Origin of the sequence: Candidatus Borkfalkia ceftriaxoniphila (assembly GCF_004134775.1) — a bacterium.
Lineage (GTDB): Bacteria > Bacillota > Clostridia > Christensenellales > Borkfalkiaceae > Borkfalkia > Borkfalkia ceftriaxoniphila.
Window position 1 is genome coordinate 31572 of sequence record NZ_SDOZ01000002.1, and the last position, 17300, is coordinate 48871.

The window sequence follows — 17300 nt, forward strand, 5'->3', positions numbered from 1 at the left end:
AATTTTTATAATTGCGTTTGCAACGCGGTGATCGCCACCGCGGCGACGACGTCGTCCGACTTACAGCCTCTGGAAAGGTCGTTGATGGGTTTGGCAAATCCCTGGCAGAGAGGTCCGATCGCCTGGAACCCGCCGAGACGCTCCGTAAGTTTGTATCCGATATTTCCCGCGTCCAGATCGGGGAAGATCAACACGTTCGCATGCCCCGCGACTTTGGAGCCGGGCGCCTTGGAACTTGCGACGGACGGGACGATGGCTGCGTCAAGTTGCAACTCTCCGTCTATATTCAAAGAGGGAGCCTTTTCCTTCGCGAGCGCGAGCGCCGTCGTCACTTTGTCGATATCGGCGTGTTTCGCGCTGCCTTTCGTGGAGAAGGAGAGCATCGCGACGCGCGGCTCCATGCCCGCGATCCGCTCGGCGGTCTTTGCGGATATGATCGCGATCTCCGCGAGTTGTTCCGACGTGGGGTTTTCGTTAAGACCGCAGTCGGAATATACGAACGCGCCGTCCTCGCAGTATTGGTTGCCGCCCTCGGGCGCCACCATCAGAAAATAACTGGAAACCAAAGGAACGCCGGGCGCCGCCTTCACGATCTGCAAACCGGGACGCAGCGTATTCGCCGTCGAATGACACGCGCCCGAAACGAGCCCGTCCACGTCGCCCGCTTTCAGCATCAAAACGCCGAAATACGTATTGTCGTAAGAAAGTTTTTCCGCCTCTTCTTCCGTCATGCCCTTTGACTTTCTCAGATCATACAAAAGCGCCGCATATTCCTTTCTCTTTTCGCTCTTCGCGGGATCTACGATATCCACGCCCGTCAGATCGACGTCGGGATTCGCCTTTCTGATCTCCTCCTCTACGCCGAGAAGGGTTATCTTTGCGATCTTCTGACGAACGGTATCGGCAGCCGCTTTTACGACGCGGCTGTCCTCCCCCTCGCAAAGAACGATGCGTTTGTTTAAAGCGGACGCCTTCGCTTTGATGTTGTCCATGAAAGTAGCCATTTTTCTCCTATGCTCCAATCGCTTTATTTTTTTTCGCTTTTGGTATATAATAATTTTATATATCAGTGCGTTTACCATACAGTATTATAGTATATTTCTCAAAAAAAGTAAAGGTTTTCGGGTTAAAAATGAAGATTTGCGGCGTAATATGCGAATATAATCCTTTCCACAACGGACACAAATATATGCTCGACCGCGCGCGGGAGCAAAGCGGGTGCGATTTTTTGGTCTGCGTGATGAGCGGGAACTTTACCCAGCGCGGCGAACCTGCCGTTTCGGATAAATTTTCCCGCGCGGAATACGCCGTGCGGGGCGGCGCCGACGCGGTCATAGAACTTCCCGCGGCATTCGCCGTATCGCCCGCGGAACTCTTTGCCAAAGGCGGCGTGAAACTCTTATCTTCCATCCCCGATTTTACCGCGCTTGCATTCGGCGCGGAGAGCGGCACGGCGCAAAGTTTTGCCGCGACCGCCAGAGCGCTATCCGAGGAGAGCCGCGAATTGAAAGCCGCCGTCAAAGAGAAACTGAAAACAGGCCTCAGCCCCGTGCGGGCGCGCGCGGAGGCGCTTGAACAGATTTCGCCGCCCGAAGTGGACATGGATCTTTTAAATTCCCCCAACAATATTCTTGGGATCGAATACCAAAAAGCGCTCTTTCAATTTGAATGCGGCGCGCAGATCTTACCCATTCCGCGCGTGGGCGCGGGTTATACCGATACAAAGCAGTACGCGGATTATTCCTCGGCGGCGGCGATCCGCAAAGCGGCGGAAGATAAAAAGTATCGCTTTATCCGACGCAACGTGCCCGAATACGTGTTCCGCGACGTGAAAAATTTTACCTCGCCCGCGCTGTACGAAAAGATCGCAGTCTATTCGGTGATGAGCAAGCCAGCCTCCGAACTGAAAAAGATCGCCGACTGTACGGAAGGGCTGGAAAACCGCATTCAGGCACTCGCCAAGGATAACCCCGACTACGGCGCGCTCATCGAAAAGATCACGACCAAGCGCTACATCTCCTCTCGGATCCGCCGTATCTTCGCCGCATCGGTTTTGAATATTACCGAAGAACTCATCCGCCAGAGCCTGAAAAACAAATTGTATCTAAAAATACTTGCCGTCAATCGGGAAAAGGCGGCGGATATCCTGGCGGCTTTAAAAAAATCTCAGTTCCCGCTGATCGCGAGGCGCTCCGACCTTGCGGAACTTTCCAAAACGGCGCAGGCGCTCATCGAAAAGGATTTTCAGGCGAACGAAGTCTATCAGTTGGCGACGGGAAAGAAGTTCAACGACAACGCGATGCGTTTGGTTTAAAGTAAAAAAGGCGCGACAAAAGTCGCGCCTTTTTCGGTTGGCACAATAAATCCGAGATAAACCTGTAAGCCGAGTTCTGTCTGGTACGGTCATCTATCTAGACGCATCGTCGCCGATGCGTTCGAGCGATATTCACAGCATATATCGGGCGAGCAGCCCATGCGACATATGCCCAATCTTGCACCGAACGGGGTTTGCACGGCACGGCGCATTACTGCGCCGTCGGTGAGCTCTTACCTCCCCTTTCCATCCTTGCAGATTGCTCTGCGGTCTGTTTCTGTTGCACTTTCCTTGAAGTCGCCTTCACCGGACGTTATCCGGCGTTCTGCTCTCTGGTGCTCGGACTTTCCTCATGGCGTTTCCGTCACGCGACCGTATAGTTTACTCGAATCGATTGTCGGATCATTATAACTCTTTTTATCGTGTTTGTCAAGCAAACGGGGGCTGCGGCATTTTACGGCGGGACCGCCAAAACAGTTGAATTTTCAAGCGTTTTGTAATACAATGTATAAGGAAAAATTTTTAATTTTTGGAGATGGTAAAAATCTATGAAAAAAACGAAGATCGTATGCACGATGGGTCCCGCCTGCCAGAATGAAGAAACACTGACGAAAATGGCGCTTGCAGGCATGAACGTTGCAAGACTGAATTTCTCGCACGGGGATTACGCCGAGCACAAAAAAAATATCGATCTGATCAAAAAAGTGCGCGAAAAACTGCATATCCCCCTGCCCATCATGCTGGATACGAAAGGACCGGAACTTCGCATCAAAACTTTCAAAGACGGAAAAATCACTTTGAAAGAGGGCGACGCCTTTTCCTTTACCACAGAAGAGATCGAGGGCGACCAGACGCGCGTTTCCGTCTCCTATAAAGGCATCGTCAACGACCTTGCCAAGGGCGACACCATTTTATTGAACAACGGGTTGATGGTCTTTAAAGTGACCGAAGTCACCAAAACCGAAGTCAGGACCGTCGTCGAGATCGGCGGCGTGCTTTCCAATAAAAAGAGTATGTTTTTCCCCGACAAACTTCTGACGATGACCTATCTGAGCGAAGCGGACAAATCGGATATCTTGTTCGGCATTGAACAGGAGATCGATTTTATCGCCTGTTCTTTCGTATCCAAAGCACAGGACATCATAGATATACGCAATCTTTTAAAAGCGAACGGCAATCCCGATATCGATCTGATCGCAAAGATCGAGAGCCGCGCGGGCGTGAACAACATCGACGAAATTTTGGAAGTCAGCAACGGCATCATGATCGGCCGCGGCGACATGGGCGTGGAGATCCCCTTTGAGGAGTTGCCCGCCATTCAGAAACATCTGATCGATAAATGCCGCTTAAGCGGCAAGCGCTGTATCACCGCCACTGAAATGCTGGAATCCATGATCAACCAGTCCCGTCCCACCCGTGCGGAGATCAGCGACGTTGCAAACGCGGTCTACGACGGAACGAGCGCCATCATGCTTTCGGGCGAGACCGCCGCGGGACGATATCCCGTGCAGGCTGTGGAAGCGATGGCGAGGATCGCCTTGGAAACCGAATCGCACCTCAATAACAAGTACGGCGACCGCCGCTGCCTGATCTCGCCCGATCCGAGCGACGCGCTCTCTCATTCCGCGTGCGTATTGGCGGAAGATATCGGCGCGAAAGCCATCGTCGTCTGTTCGAGGACGGGCGGCACCGCAAGGCTCGTATCCCGTTTCCGTCCGAAAATGGATATCATCGGCATGACCGTCGAACCCCTTTCATACAGAAAACTCGCCCTATCCTGGGGCGTGATCCCCGTCATGAGCGAAGAGTTCACTTCCATGGACGTGCTTTTCTACCACGCGAAACGCGCGGCGGTCGCGACGGGACTCGTGAAAAAGGGAGACCGTATCGTGATTACGGGCGGCAATCCCAACGGCAAGCCCGGAAATTCCAACGTCATCAACATCGAACAGATATAAAAGTATAAGCGCCCGCTTTCGCGGGCGCTTATACTATAGTGAGAGAATATGAAAAAAGTTTTGTGTAATCTGTTTTGTATGGCTGTATTATAACCCGTCAATATGATTATTTTATGAAAAAAATATGACACGTTCAAAAAAAATCAATGTTCGTTATATTTTTCCGCGATCTTTTCCGCGACGCGCAGCCCGTCGGCGGCGGAACTCGTAATCCCGCCCGAATATCCGCTGCCTTCCCCGCAGGGAAAAACGCCTTCCAAAGACACGCTTTCCAGATTTTCGCTGCGCAAGATCCGTACGGGGGAAGAAAATCGCGTTTCCGCGCCCGTCAAAAGCGCGTCGCCGTCGGCAAAGCCGCGCAGCCTTTTATCCATATCACAAACCGCCGCTTTCAGCGATTCGTTCACATATTGCGGAAAAAGCGCGTTCAGGTCGGTATAGGTCACGCCTGCGGCATACGTAGGCAAGACTTCTCCCGCGCCGCGGCTCTTTTTTCCCGCTATGAAATCCGCCAGCCGCTGCACGGGCGCGGCGTACGTTTCTCCTCCCAGACGAAAAGCTCTTTGTTCGAGTTCCCGCTGAAAACGCACGCCGTCGAGCACGTCTCCCCTGTCGTAATCGCAGAAATCGATCTGCACCAAAAGCGCGCTGTTCGCATTTTGACCGTCGCGCGCGTAATCGCTCATGCCGTTGGTGACGACGCCGCCCTTTTCGGATGACGCGGGCATGACGTAGCCGCCCGGACACATACAAAACGTGAACGCCGTGCGCGCGCCCGCATGACTGACCAGTTTATAATCGGCGGCGGGAAGTTTTTTGTAGTTTTCGCCGTACTGCGAAAACCCGATCTTTTCCTGCAAATGTTCGATCCTCATCCCTACGGCGAATTGGCGCGGTTCCATTTTGACGCCCCTTTCTTTGAGCATCGAAAAAGTATCGCGGCTGCTGTGTCCGATTGCGAGCACCAGAACTTCCGCGGGAAGTTCGAAAACATCCCCGTTTTTCAGATCGCGGCATTTCACGGCTTTGATGCGGTTGTTTTCGGAATCGGATACCACGTCGGTCAGGAGCGTATGAAACAGCACTTTCCCGCCGTTTTCCAACAGATACGCGCGCATATTTTTGACCACGCCGCGCAGACGGTCGCTGCCGATATGCGGTTTATTGAGATACAGGATCTCCTCGGGCGCGCCGAAACGCACGAACGTTTCCAGCACTTCTTTGTTGAGCGGACTGTTCGTCTGCGTATTGAGTTTCCCGTCGGAAAACGTGCCCGCGCCCCCTTCCCCGAACTGCACGTTGCAATTCTCGTCGAGCATCTTATTTTTAAAAAAGTTTTCGTTCTGCGCCGCACGTTCGTCCACCGTGCCGCCCCGTTCCAATACGATCGGGAGAATGCCGCGTTCGACAAGACGCACCGCGCAGAACAGCCCTGCGGGTCCCGTGCCCGCGACGAGCGCATATTTTGGCGGATGTTTGACTTTTGAAAGCGGCTGCGGTCGGATTTCGGGCTTCGAGGCGTACGCTTCGACCGTATATAGCCAAAAAATATTATTTTTGTCGCGCGCGTCCAATGATTTTTTCAAAATTTTGAGATACGCGCACTTGCATTTGCATTTTTTCTCGACGCGCGGACGAAGGAGCGTTTCCGATTCGCCCAATTTCAATTTTATTTGTTCCCGCATGAAAAGCCCCTTTCCGCGATGGCAGCCGCGACGCATTCCGCCGAGGAAAACGCCCATTGCAGATTATAACCGCCGCATTCGCCGTCTACGTTGAGAATTTCTCCCGTAAAATACAATTCGGGACAAAGTCTGCTCATCAGGCGTTCGTCCGTTTCTTCCGTCGGCACGCCGCCGCGCGTCACCTGCGCATAGTCGAACCCCAGCGTGCCCGTCACGGCGAGCGGAAACTCACGAATCGATGCGACAAGTGCGGGCACCGCGCCTTTTCCGCAGGGCGCATTGCCGCCGATTCCGCACGATTTCAATAGGCTGCGGGCGATAGAATTGTTTACGATCGCGCATAATAAGTATTCTGCGGGCTGATCGGGATATTCGGCGATTTTCCGTTCGAGCGTTTCCGTGAGCGCGCGTTCGTCGATTTCGGGCAGAAAATTGATTTGCAGCAAATCGTTTTCGCCCGACAAATAGGACGATAACTTGAAGATCGCATTGCCGCTGACGCCGTAATCGGTAAATATCACGTCGCCGCGCACGCTTTTACGCAATTTCTGTTTATGATACAGGGATACTTCGCAATCGGTCCGTATGCCCTTCATGCCGCGGATCAGGTCCTGCGGCGTTTTCATCTGAACGAGCGCGGGCGAGAGCGGCGCGATCGAATGTCCGAACGCTTTCGCCAACGCGTAGGCGTTCCCGTCGGTACCGAAATGTCTTGCGGCTTTTCCGCCCGCAGCGAGCACGAGATGCGCACAGCGATAGGTATCCGATTCCGTACGGACGAAAAATTCCTTTCCGTTCCTTTCTGCGCCGATCGCTTTTTCCGACAACGCTACGGAAATTTCTTCGCTGCGCGCGATCTGCATGCGCAAAAGATCAGTGACCGAAGAAGCTTGCCGCGACAAGGGATAAACCCGCCCTTCCTCATCCGCAAAAAATAAACCGCCCAGACGGACGAGATACTCTTGCAGCGCGCGTTCGTCGAACGCCTCTATGATCTTTTGTAATTTTTCTTGTTCCGTGGTAAAGTAATGCTCGGCGCCCATCGCGGCGTTGGTCACGTTTCCCTGCCCGTTGCCTGTCGCCGAAAGTTTTTTACCCAGTCGGTCGTTGCGTTCGAGGATCAGGATTTTTTTGCAGACGCGCTCGGCAAGACGGAGCGCGCACATCATGCCCGATGCGCCGCCCCCGAGAATCACAGTATCATAAAATTTCATAAAACACCTATTTTTTTCTGTTTTATTGTATATTATTTAAAAAACAATGTCAATCACATTTGAAAAATTTATAAATACTTGACTTTGTACCGAATTTGTATTACCATTATATTAGAAAAATAACGAAAGGGAGTGAAAACTGTGGATAAAATCATAGAATATTTCAAGAACAACCCCATCCTCGGCATCATTTTGCTCGTCGTGGTCGTCGTACTCGTGGCTGTCATCATCTGGGCGATCGTAGCCGCCTGCAAAAAGAGCGGCAAAAAGAAAAATGACGCTGAACAGCCGGATACCGCAGTCGAAGAAACTTCCGAACCCGCGGACGAAGAACCGCAGCAGGTGATCCCCTATGAAGAAATGCCCGTGGAGCTGAACGAAAAAGAAGAAGAAACGGCGGAAACGCCCGTTCCCGAACCCGCCGTCCAAGCGCCCGCGGAAACCGAACCGGAGCCCGAGAAGAAAGAAATCGCCGCGGAAGAACAGCCCGAGAAAGTACAGGTAACGGAAGAGAAAAAACAAGCACCGAAAAAGCCGAGAAAGACACAGAGCAAAGAGGCTCTCGCAAAAATTTATTCGGGGAAATGGGTCGTTTCCGTCAGCGGACAGAACGACGACGGTACGCCCTCTTACAGTTTCGAACTGCGCGCATCCAACGGCGAAAAACTGCTTTCCAGCGTCGATTATAAATCGGTGCAGGGCGCAAAAAACGGCATTAAAACCTACAAATCGAACATTGAAAAGGATAATTTCACCATTGCGCAGAACAAAAAAGGCGAATTTTATTTCCGTCTTTTGAACGGTTCGGGCCACCTTTTGAGCACGGGCGAACAATACCAGAGCAAATCGAGTTGCGAAAACGCCATTGATTCGGTCAAGCGCTTTGCGATGACGGCAGTCATCGTTGTGGAAGAAGAAGAGTAATAAAAGTAAAAAAGACCGCCGAAAATTTCGGCGGTCTTTTTTTATATATCGAAGTTTTCCGAATGGAAGTTGCTGTAATACCGTCCCGTTTCGGCAGTGAATTTCAGCACGCAGTAATCTGCGTCGCGCCCCCCTTCGGGATAGTACGTTTCATCGCCCGAATGCCATAAGCGCTCTTTCGCCTCGTGGGTTTCCAAGACTTTTATTCGCCGACGCTCTTTTCCAGTTTTTCGAAAAACGACTGAAAATAATCGCCTTCGAACAGTTCGATAAGCCCCCTGTCGCTGCACGTCGTGAGCGCGTTGTCGAAAGGGATCTTAGCGACGTTTTCGACGCCTAATTCTTTCGCAAGCGCGTCCGCGCGGCTCTTCCCGAAAATCTCGATGACCTTTCCGCAGTCGGGGCATTTGACGTAACTCATGTTTTCGACAATGCCCAAAACGGGAATGTTCATCTTTTCCGCCATATTCACCGCCTTTTTCACGATCATCGAAACGAGTTCCTGCGGGGTCGTGACGACCACGATACCGTCGAGAGGCAAAGACTGATAGACCGACAGCGGCACGTCGCCCGTTCCCGGGGGCATATCCACGAACATATAGTCCACGTCGTTCCAGATGACGTCCGTCCAGAATTGCAGGACGGTCCCCGCGATAACTGGGCCGCGCCAGATGACGGGATCGCAGTCGTTGTCCAATAGTACGTTCATGGACATGATCTCCACGCCCGTCTTGCTGATCACGGGCAAAATGCCCATTTCCGTACCCGACGCTTTTTCCGATATGCCGAACATTTTCGGAATGGAAGGCCCCGTGATATCCGCGTCCATAACGGCGGTGCGCAGCCCGTTCCGCTGCGCGGTAACAGCCAACAGAGCCGTCGTGAGCGATTTACCCACGCCGCCCTTGCCGCTGACTACGCCGATCACCCTTTTGATATTGCTCAATTCATGCGGCTTTTTATGCATATCGCGTTCGGAACAGTTTTCCGAACAACTGCCGCACTCGTGCGTACATTCTTCTGACATTCTTTTCTCCTTATAACAAATCTTTGGGGTTGTACTCAGGTTTTTTATAGAGTTTTCCAGATTTCTCCGTGACTTCCTGCTCAAAGATTTCCTGCCATTCCTGCGCGGTGAAATCTTCGATCGTGCAACTCACGTGCGACTCGGAACAGCCCAATTGTTCGACGAGCGTCTTTACGAGCGCGGCGGAAAGTTTTTCTTTTTGCTCGGGCGTACGCCCTTTGAGCATTTTGATTCCGATATGCGGCATCTTTTTTCTCCTTTCGATTAAGTTTTTTTATTCAGCGCGTAATACAATCCCTTTTTCGCCATCAATTCCTCGTGCGTGCCCGATTCGGCGATCCCCTTATTGGAAATATACAAAATACGGTCGGAATTGCGTATGGTGGAAAGCCTGTGAGCGACGATAAAACTGGTGCGCCCCTTCAACAGCGCCTCCAATGCGCGCTGAATGAGTATCTCCATATCCGAAGAAATAGAACTCGTCGCCTCGTCCAGAACGACGACGGAGGGATTTTTCACGACGATCCTCGCAAAACTGATGAGTTGTTTTTCGCCCGCCGACAGCCCCTCGCCTCTTTCGGCGAGTTCTTCGAAATAGCCGTTGGGCAAACGCTCGATGCAACTGTCGGCAAATATCTGTTTGGCGGCGGCGATACACTCCTCGTCGGTCGCGTCGGGCCTGCCGTATCGGATGTTTTCCATGACCGTTCCCTTAAAGATAAAGGGATCCTGCATGAGCACGCCGACCTCGCGGCGGAGAGATTTCAGTTTGACGCTGCGCACGTCCACGCCGTCGATGCGCACGGCCCCTTCCCTGACGTCGTAAAAGCGCGTCAGAAGGTTGATGACGGTCGTCTTGCCCGCGCCGGTAGGTCCGACGAGCGCGATGCTCTGCCCCGGTTCCACGTGCAGATCGAAGTGTTCCAGAATATTGATGCCCTCTTCGTAACCGAAAGTGACATCGTCGAAGTCTATCTTGCCCGCGATGTTTTTCAACTCGATCTCGTTGCCCTCGTCGTTGATGGCGGACGGCGTGTCGATCGTTTCGAAAATACGTTCGAGGTTTGCGGAAACCTGCGCGAGATTCTGAATAATGGCGGAAAGTTGCGTGAGCGGCGTAGAAAACAGGCCCATATAACTGACAAAAGCGACCGCCGTGCCCGTATCGACGCCCCACATGCCGCGGCTCATCAAAAAGAAGGAAACTCCGTACAGCATGATCGAGCCGTAGTACCAGAAAATTTCCACGATGGGCGTATTCAATTCGTTGATACGGACGATCTTGAACCAGGTATTGCACGCATCCTGCTGGATATCGTGGTAAACCTGTTCGTTGTAAAGACTGCGGTTGTAATTTTTGATGATCTTTTCGCCCATGATCGATTCGACGATGTAGGCGGTGCGGTTGGACGACTGCGCGCGGCTCTTGCGGAAAAGTTTTCGGATCACTTTGCGGACGAGCATGATCCCTACCGTGAGCGGCACGATCGCCGAATAGACGACGAGCGTCAAGAACGGGCTCTGCACGAGCATGAACACCGTCACCACGATGATTTTGATGATATTGAGTATAAAATTCATCAGGTAGTTGGTGAAAAAATCGGCTAGTTCGGTAATGTAATCGGTCACGCGCACGGAAATTTTTCCCGCAGGGCGGTTATCAAAATAATCGAACGGCAGCGTCTGCAATTTATAGAAGATATCCTTGCGTATCTCCGCGATGACGCCGTGCCCCATGCGTCCCATGGAGCGCTGCTGATAGAAAGTGATAAATATTTCCACGAGCCCCGCGACGACAAAGCCGCTGAGCACCCAGAAAAACTTTTTATAACTGGATTCGGGAATGACGAAATTGATCAGATACTTCAAAAGCAGCGGCGATACAAGCGACGACGCCACCGTTATCAGCATGAGCAATAAAACCAAAATAAACAGTTTTTTGTGCGGAAGGACGTAACCGATAAGGCGCCGAAGATTTTTTACGTCAATTTTTTCCTCTTTGACCTCTTCGTCCTGAAAATACGTATTGCGCTGTGCCATAATTATATCGCCTCTTTGTCCGATTCGGACTGCGTCACCGCCACGAGGTTATCGATATCGCCCTCGGTCGTCTGCATTTTATAGATCGCGGCAAATCTGCCGTTCAGCGCCATCATCTCTTCAAAGGTTCCGCGCTCGATGATCTCTCCGTCCTGCAAATACAGGATCTCGTCGCAGTCCGCGACCGAAGTCACGCGGTGCGCGGCGATGATCACGGTCTTGTCGGGACTCTTTTCTTTGATCCCGCTCATTACCTTGCGCTCGGTGAGAACGTCCAGCGCGCTGGACGCATCGTCCAGAACGAGCACGGGCGCGTCTTTCAACAGGGCGCGCGCGATGGACACGCGCTGTTTCTGTCCGCCCGAAAGCCCAAGGCCCTTTTCGCCGACAATGGTCGAATAACCCTGCGGCAGTCCCTTGATGAACTTATCCGCCTGCGCGAGTTGGGCGACTTTTAAAATATTGGATTTTCCCGTTTCAGGCGAATAAAAAGCGATGTTTGCGTCAACGGTATTGGAAAAGAGAAATACGTCCTGAAACACGTAGGCAAATTCGTTTCGTAAATCGTCTAAATGATATTTGCGGATATCCTTGCCGTTGATACTGATGCGCCCCTGCGTGGGTTCGTAGATGCGTACGAGCGATTTTAAGAGCACGCTCTTCCCGCTGCCCGTTCCGCCCATGATACCGACTTTCTTTCCGTAGGGAATGCTGAGGTTGATATTTTTCAGCAGAGATTTTCCGTCCGCGGTAATGGTGACGTTCTCGAATTCGATATTCGGCTTTTCACGCAGGCTTTCCGCAGGGTCGGGTTCGGCGACGCGGCTCTCCTTTTCGAGAAATTCCATGATGCGCCCGCCCGATACCAGCCCGTACTGAAATTGGTACAGGTTATTGTTGAGCGCGGTGATATGGTCCATGATCTTGACGACGAAAGTCGAACAGGCGGTCATGGCGCCGATAGATATCCGTCCCTGAAAAGCCAGGACGACGCCGAGCGCGATTGCCGAAATGTAGGCGACCTGGCGGATAATATTGAAGAGCATATTGTATTTGGAGGAAGTATCTACCTGCGCGATATAAGCGTCTTTGATGCCGTTGTTGCGCGCGTCGAACTTGCTCTCCTCCACGTCCTCGTTGGCAAAGGCGCGCACCAGGCGGACGCCGCCGATATTTTCCTGCACGGTCAAGTTGAGTTCGCCGTTCCGCTTGCGGATATCTTCGGAAATGCGGCGCGCCGCTCGCATATAGCGAACGAGCGCCACCACAAGAAGCGGCGCGATGACTGCGGGAATGATCAGAAAATAAGGATTTTGCAGCCACAAAAATATACTCGTTATGATCAGTACGAGTATGCTGTCGCTCAACGCCACCGTGTAGCGGGAGTACATTTCCTTATAGATGATGACGTCGGAATTGAGCGTTGTCAAAAGTTCGCCCGTGTTGTACTGCGTGATCGTCGCGCTGTCCAGATCAACGAGTTTTTTATAACTGATGTCGCGCAGTTCCGATTCAAATTTTAAGCCCCTGTACTGGAACAGCGTGTTTTTCAAATAGAGAATGGCAAGCCTTGCGACTACGAAAATAACCACAAAGAGCGCGATATTGAAAAATAACTGCCAGGTTTCAGGGGCCCCGAAATCACCGTTTATTAAAAAATTAAAAACCCCCGCATTGTTTACGGCGTCGGGATTGTAATTGATGATGTAATCCACGAACAGAGCAAACAAGAGCGGGAAAAAAGAGTCGATCACGATCGCAACGCCGCCTAAAAATTTGACGAACAAAGACGCGGGAACGTGCTTTTTCCAATACCGCAACCCGTAACGAAATGCGCCCATATTTTTTCCTGTAAAAACATAATATTTTCGTATTATTTTATAGGAAAAAATTTATTTGTCAACTGTTTTGCGAAGAAAGTCGGAAAATAATTTTGCCCTTTATTTTTTTATGCAAATCGGGCGAAATCAGTTGCCAAATCCCGCGATTTAAGGTAAAATGATTACGCTGTGCTAGGTGGGGAGTCAGCGGTGCCCTGTATCTGCAATCCGCTACAGCAGAACCGAATACCGCCCCCGGATTAGCGCGTGGAAGGCCGCGCTCCGTAAGGGATGTTGATTTCAAGGTCTTATGCAACGGACCGCCGTGAACCGTGTCAGGATAGGGATATAGCAGCACTAAGCGGATTTGTTCGTGTGCCATAAGGTAGCTTTGAAGGAGTTACCTGCGGTTTTAACGCTTCGGCGCGTTATTTCAAAGGCGGTTGCACAGTTTTTTTGCGGAAAAAGCCCGACGATGTTTCGTCGGGCTTTCTTTTTATTTGAAAATCAGTTCTTCTGCGGAACGGGTACGGAAATAATCGTATTTATAGATCATTTCCAAAAATTCCTGTTTTTTATAATATTCGCTCGTGCGGCGTAAAAACTCGTTCACACCGTCGGATAAACAATCTCTCATATCTACCGCGTCGGCATCCTCGGGGGCAGTGCTCAAAATCGCGTCCAAATCGTACACGATATAATCGCCCGCGCTGTCTGTAAACAAATATTTTTCCAGTCCGGAAGCGTCCATCTCGACGGCTTCGCCGTCGAGCCGTATCGATACGGCGTCACCGTTGAAACAGATCTGCCCGTCGAACGAGTAAAGCGGGTCTGTTTCGGAGGCTCTCGGCAGCGCCTTCACAAAAACGCTGTCGCCGTCCGAATAGATATTTGCATCGAACATTCCCGACTCGCGGCTGATAAATACCGATTCGGCGTCTTTGAAAACGCTCACGCCCTGATATAAGTTCAAATTGAAATCGTAGCCCAAAAGATCGAGCAGCGTGGGAAGAATATCGAATGAATTGCAGTACTTAGAAATTTGTATGCCGCCGAGATTTTCCCCCGCACAGCGATGATCTATGTCATAATAATAATCGCCTGTATAGGAAGAATGCACGTTTTCGTCCGTATTCGTATATGTAAGCCCCTTGTACAAGTCAGATCCGATATTCAGATCCATGCAATTCCCGGACCAGATAAAGAACGGAATATTATATAATTCCGTATTCCAGTATTCGGTAGTCGGGATATCTTTGAGCAGATAGTTCTGTTGATTGTAATAGCAGTTGTGATCGGCATAGAATACGAACGCCGTATCGTCGAGTTCCCCTTTCGCCTCCAGTTGATGAATAAGGCGGTTGACGCCTACGTCAAGATCCATGACGCCCGCCTGATATCGCTTATAGCGCAGGTACGCGTCCGTCAGTTTTCCCTTTTCGTTGGTTTTGGAAACGTTGAGACGATGCGCCTCGTTCACGTACGTATGCGGGAAATCATCGATGCGCTCGTAATAGCGTTCTTGTCCCTTGACCGAGCAATTTTTCGAAAAGTCCTCTTTTTCTTTTTCCGAAAGTACCGTGGTGTAATCGCCGTACTGGATCAGATCGTTATAACTGCCGTGGCTGATGAGCGTCATCATCATGGAAAAATAGTTTTCATCGCCCGCGTCTTTTTTGGAAAAATCGTCTATGTACTGGGAAAGGACTTCGCTGTCCCTGTCCAGATCGATGAACTCTTTCTTGTCGTAATAGCCCTTCAACCTTTCCATGGTATCCAAAAAATGCGCGTAGTCGAATCCGTACAGATCGGCAAACGTTTCGTTCCTGCCGTAATAATCGCCGTCGTTCGCGTGAAAATAATTGGTCGTATAACCGCCTTCCTGCAAAATATTGGGAAGGGAAAAATCAAAAGAATGTCCGATCAGCCCCTGCGGATTGCTGACGGAGGAAGTGATCGTATTTTCGATGAGCGCGGGATAACTGCCCAGAATCGACATCGCCTCGGAATGATTGGTCTTATCGCGCGCATAATACTGCGTCATCGAAACGCCTTGCGTGGCGAGCGCGTACAGAGTGGGCGTATATTCGCCGTTGATCGCGTACCATTCGCCAGATTCGATCACGACGAGCACGACGTTCTGACCGTTCAACGTTCCCGTGCGCAGCGCCCCGTTGCCGCCGTACGGCGTCAGATCGAGCGCGTCCAGATCGGAATTGAAACGCCCCTCCGCAAGATAATCGTCCAGCGCTTTTAAAGCCGTCTCTTCGTCCTGTTGTTCGGCGCTCTTTTTACCGTCGCCGCTGACGAAATTCCCGATATTTTTATAGTAGAACCCGAACGTGCCGAATTTTTTATACGCTTTCGTCCCGATAAACTGGGTGTCGAAAAGATATGTATCGTCCTTATAAATATACAGGTTGTCCGACGCCTCGGTCGTGATAAAGGAATCGAGCGAAACAAAATACAGCACGGACGAAAAGCCAGACGTAAGGCAAAATACGCTCAAAAGAAGAACGACCGCCTGCCATTTGAAAGAATGCTTTGCGCCGATCTTACGCATACGCCACAAAAGAAAGCCTTCCGCCGCCACGATCAGCAGCAGCCCCGCGCCGAGAAAGTAATTGACGAAGTCGTTATTGAAAACGCCGCCCACTTCCTTCACGAGATTGAGCATGGTCAGACTGAACACCATATTGCTCATACTGTAAAGAGCCTCGTTCACGACCGCCAACACGACCTGTATCAAGAGCATAAGACAGATCAGTATCGATTGCGCGACAAAACTGGGCACGATGAAAATGACCGCGCCGATAAAGAGAAGAATCGCCAGATCGAGCCAAAAATACGTCGGGAAAACGGCGAGGCCGATCACGTTGAACGTAATAAATTCGATGATCAGCGCCGCCACAATATAACTGCCGATATACAGTGACTTTTTGATAAGCAAATCTTTCAACATACACCTGTTCAGTAAATAGTATTCTCCGAGCGGTTGCCGCCGAAAAATTCGCCGTAAATCGCTTTCAGACATTTTTCGTAATCGGCATTGTCGATGCCGACGATGATATTGATCTCGCTGGAACCCTGATCGATCATCTTCACGTTGATATTTGCGCGGGAAAGCGCGCCGAACAGCCTGGCGGAAGTTCCCACGCTGTACGCCATGCCGTGCCCCACCGTCGCCACCAGCGCCACGTTGTGCAGCACGCGCACGTAACTGGGAGAAACCGCTTCTTTGATCTGCTCCACGAGTTTATCGAGCACGCCTTCTTTCAAAAAACTGCTCTCGATCACGAGCGAAAGCGTATCGATACCCGACGGCATATGTTCGAAACAGATGTTGTCCTCTTCCAGAATGGAGAGCACCTTGCGGGCAAAGCCCACCTCGCCGTTCATCAGAGATTTTTCGAGAAAAATGACGGTAAAACCCTTTTTCCCCGCAACGCCCGTCACGATGTTGCCGCTCGCCACATATTTTTTCGATGGAAGAATGAGCGTTCCCTCGTCCTGCGGGCGGAAGGTGTTTTTGATCTGAATGGGAATATCCAGTTTCCGCACGGGAAAAATCGCCTCCGCGTGCAGAACGTTCGCGCCCATGTACGAGAGTTCCCTCAATTCTTTATAGGATATGCGTTCGATCTTGACGGGATGCTCGACGATGCGGGGATCGCACGCCAGAAAACCGCTCACGTCCGTCCAGTTTTCGTAAAGGTCGGCTTTCATCGCCGCCGCGACGATGGAACCGCTGATATCGCTGCCGCCGCGGGAAAAAGTCTTGATATTCCCCTCCGCGTCGGTACCGTAGAATCCGGGAACGACCGCGCGTCCCGCTTTCGTCAGCGCGCGGCTGATCAGCGGATAGGATCTCTTTTCGTCGAAACGGCCTTTCCGATCGAAAAACACGACGTCCTGCGCGTCGATAAAGGGAACGCCGAGCGCCGCCGCTACGATGCGCGCGTTGAGATATTCTCCGCGGGATGCGGTGAAATCCACGCTCTTGCGTCGGTCGATCTCCCGTTCCGTTTCCCGCAGGATCGCCTCGATGTCCATATCCAGACCGAGTTCTTCGACAATGGCGTGAAAACGCTTTTTGATTTTGGCGAACGTTTCCGAACAATCGCCCTTTTCCACGCTCTCTTTATAACAGGCGTATAACAGATCGGTAATTTTGATATCGTCGGAAAACCGCTTTCCGGGCGCCGAAACGACGACGAATCTGCGCGAAGGGTCGCCGTTCACGATCTCTGTGACGCGGCGTATATTGTTGCCGTCCGCGAGTGAGGTGCCGCCGAATTTGCAAACTGTTAAACTCATG

12 protein-coding genes, 2 other RNA genes and 1 pseudogene are annotated in these 17300 nt (G+C 51.4%); 4 read left to right on the top strand and 11 right to left on the bottom strand.

Annotated elements, in window-relative coordinates; genetic code table 11:
• Positions 1–5: 5 nt before the first annotated feature.
• The gene (gene pta / locus ESZ91_RS00360) at positions 6–1082 is read right to left on the bottom strand and encodes a phosphate acetyltransferase (RefSeq protein WP_268878038.1); all 1077 of its coding nucleotides are present in this window, start codon (positions 1080–1082) and stop codon (positions 6–8) included.
• 50 nt (positions 1083–1132) lie between these two features.
• On the opposite strand from pta, the gene ESZ91_RS00365 reads away from it, so the two are divergent.
• Positions 1133–2314: a tRNA(Met) cytidine acetate ligase gene (locus tag ESZ91_RS00365; protein WP_129222992.1), complete on the top strand. Its 1182-nt coding sequence runs from the start codon at positions 1133–1135 to the stop codon at positions 2312–2314.
• Between the two features lie 48 nt (positions 2315–2362).
• On the opposite strand, the gene rnpB is transcribed toward ESZ91_RS00365, so the two are convergent.
• An RNA gene (gene rnpB / locus ESZ91_RS00370) (RNase P RNA component class A) lies at positions 2363–2702 on the bottom strand.
• A gap of 160 nt (positions 2703–2862) precedes the next feature.
• On the opposite strand from rnpB, the gene pyk reads away from it, so the two are divergent.
• The gene (gene pyk, locus ESZ91_RS00375; RefSeq protein ID WP_129222994.1) at positions 2863–4272 is read left to right on the top strand and encodes a pyruvate kinase; all 1410 of its coding nucleotides are present in this window, start codon (positions 2863–2865) and stop codon (positions 4270–4272) included.
• 143 nt (positions 4273–4415) lie between these two features.
• Here the strand turns inward: pyk and ESZ91_RS00380 are convergent, their stop codons facing one another.
• A complete protein-coding gene (locus ESZ91_RS00380; RefSeq protein ID WP_129222996.1) occupies positions 4416–5957 on the bottom strand; it encodes an NAD(P)/FAD-dependent oxidoreductase in 1542 nt (513 codons plus the stop codon).
• Entirely contained in the window at positions 5942–7171 is a 1230-nt protein-coding gene (locus ESZ91_RS00385) for a BaiN/RdsA family NAD(P)/FAD-dependent oxidoreductase (RefSeq protein WP_129222998.1), read from the bottom strand. The genes ESZ91_RS00380 and ESZ91_RS00385 overlap by 16 nt, the downstream gene beginning before the upstream one ends.
• Positions 7172–7312: 141 nt before the next feature.
• Here ESZ91_RS00385 and ESZ91_RS00390 point away from each other — a divergent pair, with 141 nt between their 5' ends.
• The gene (locus ESZ91_RS00390; RefSeq protein ID WP_129223000.1) at positions 7313–8095 is read left to right on the top strand and encodes a YegP family protein; all 783 of its coding nucleotides are present in this window, start codon (positions 7313–7315) and stop codon (positions 8093–8095) included.
• Positions 8096–8136: 41 nt separating this feature from the next.
• Here the strand turns inward: ESZ91_RS00390 and ESZ91_RS00395 are convergent.
• From ESZ91_RS00395 to ESZ91_RS00415, 5 genes and pseudogenes are all read right to left on the bottom strand, one after another.
• A pseudogene (locus tag ESZ91_RS00395) lies at positions 8137–8301 on the bottom strand (pyridoxamine 5'-phosphate oxidase family protein); the annotation flags it as partial.
• Complete coding sequence (locus ESZ91_RS00400) at positions 8298–9122, bottom strand: Mrp/NBP35 family ATP-binding protein (protein ID WP_129223002.1); 825 nt, start codon at positions 9120–9122, stop codon at positions 8298–8300. The gene ESZ91_RS00400 and the pseudogene ESZ91_RS00395, both read right to left, overlap by 4 nt.
• Before the next feature lie 10 nt (positions 9123–9132).
• On the bottom strand, positions 9133–9387 hold the full coding sequence (locus ESZ91_RS00405) for a tautomerase family protein (RefSeq protein WP_268878045.1): 255 nt from the start codon (positions 9385–9387) through the stop codon (positions 9133–9135).
• Positions 9387–11162: an ABC transporter ATP-binding protein gene (locus ESZ91_RS00410; RefSeq protein WP_129223006.1), complete on the bottom strand. Its 1776-nt coding sequence runs from the start codon at positions 11160–11162 to the stop codon at positions 9387–9389. The genes ESZ91_RS00405 and ESZ91_RS00410 overlap by 1 nt, the downstream gene beginning before the upstream one ends.
• Before the next feature lie 2 nt (positions 11163–11164).
• A complete protein-coding gene (locus ESZ91_RS00415; RefSeq protein ID WP_129223008.1) occupies positions 11165–13003 on the bottom strand; it encodes an ABC transporter ATP-binding protein in 1839 nt (612 codons plus the stop codon).
• Positions 13004–13169: 166 nt separating this feature from the next.
• Between ESZ91_RS00415 and ffs the strand changes: the two genes are divergently transcribed.
• Positions 13170–13433, top strand: an RNA gene (ffs, locus tag ESZ91_RS00420) — signal recognition particle sRNA large type.
• 45 nt (positions 13434–13478) lie between these two features.
• Here ffs and ESZ91_RS00425 read toward each other — a convergent pair.
• Positions 13479–15944 (bottom strand): LTA synthase family protein, encoded by a 2466-nt coding sequence (locus ESZ91_RS00425; RefSeq protein WP_161970977.1) that lies wholly within the window; start codon positions 15942–15944, stop codon positions 13479–13481.
• Between the two features lie 8 nt (positions 15945–15952).
• Positions 15953–17299: an aspartate kinase gene (locus tag ESZ91_RS00430; protein WP_129223012.1), complete on the bottom strand. Its 1347-nt coding sequence runs from the start codon at positions 17297–17299 to the stop codon at positions 15953–15955.
• Position 17300: the final 1 nt, after the last annotated feature.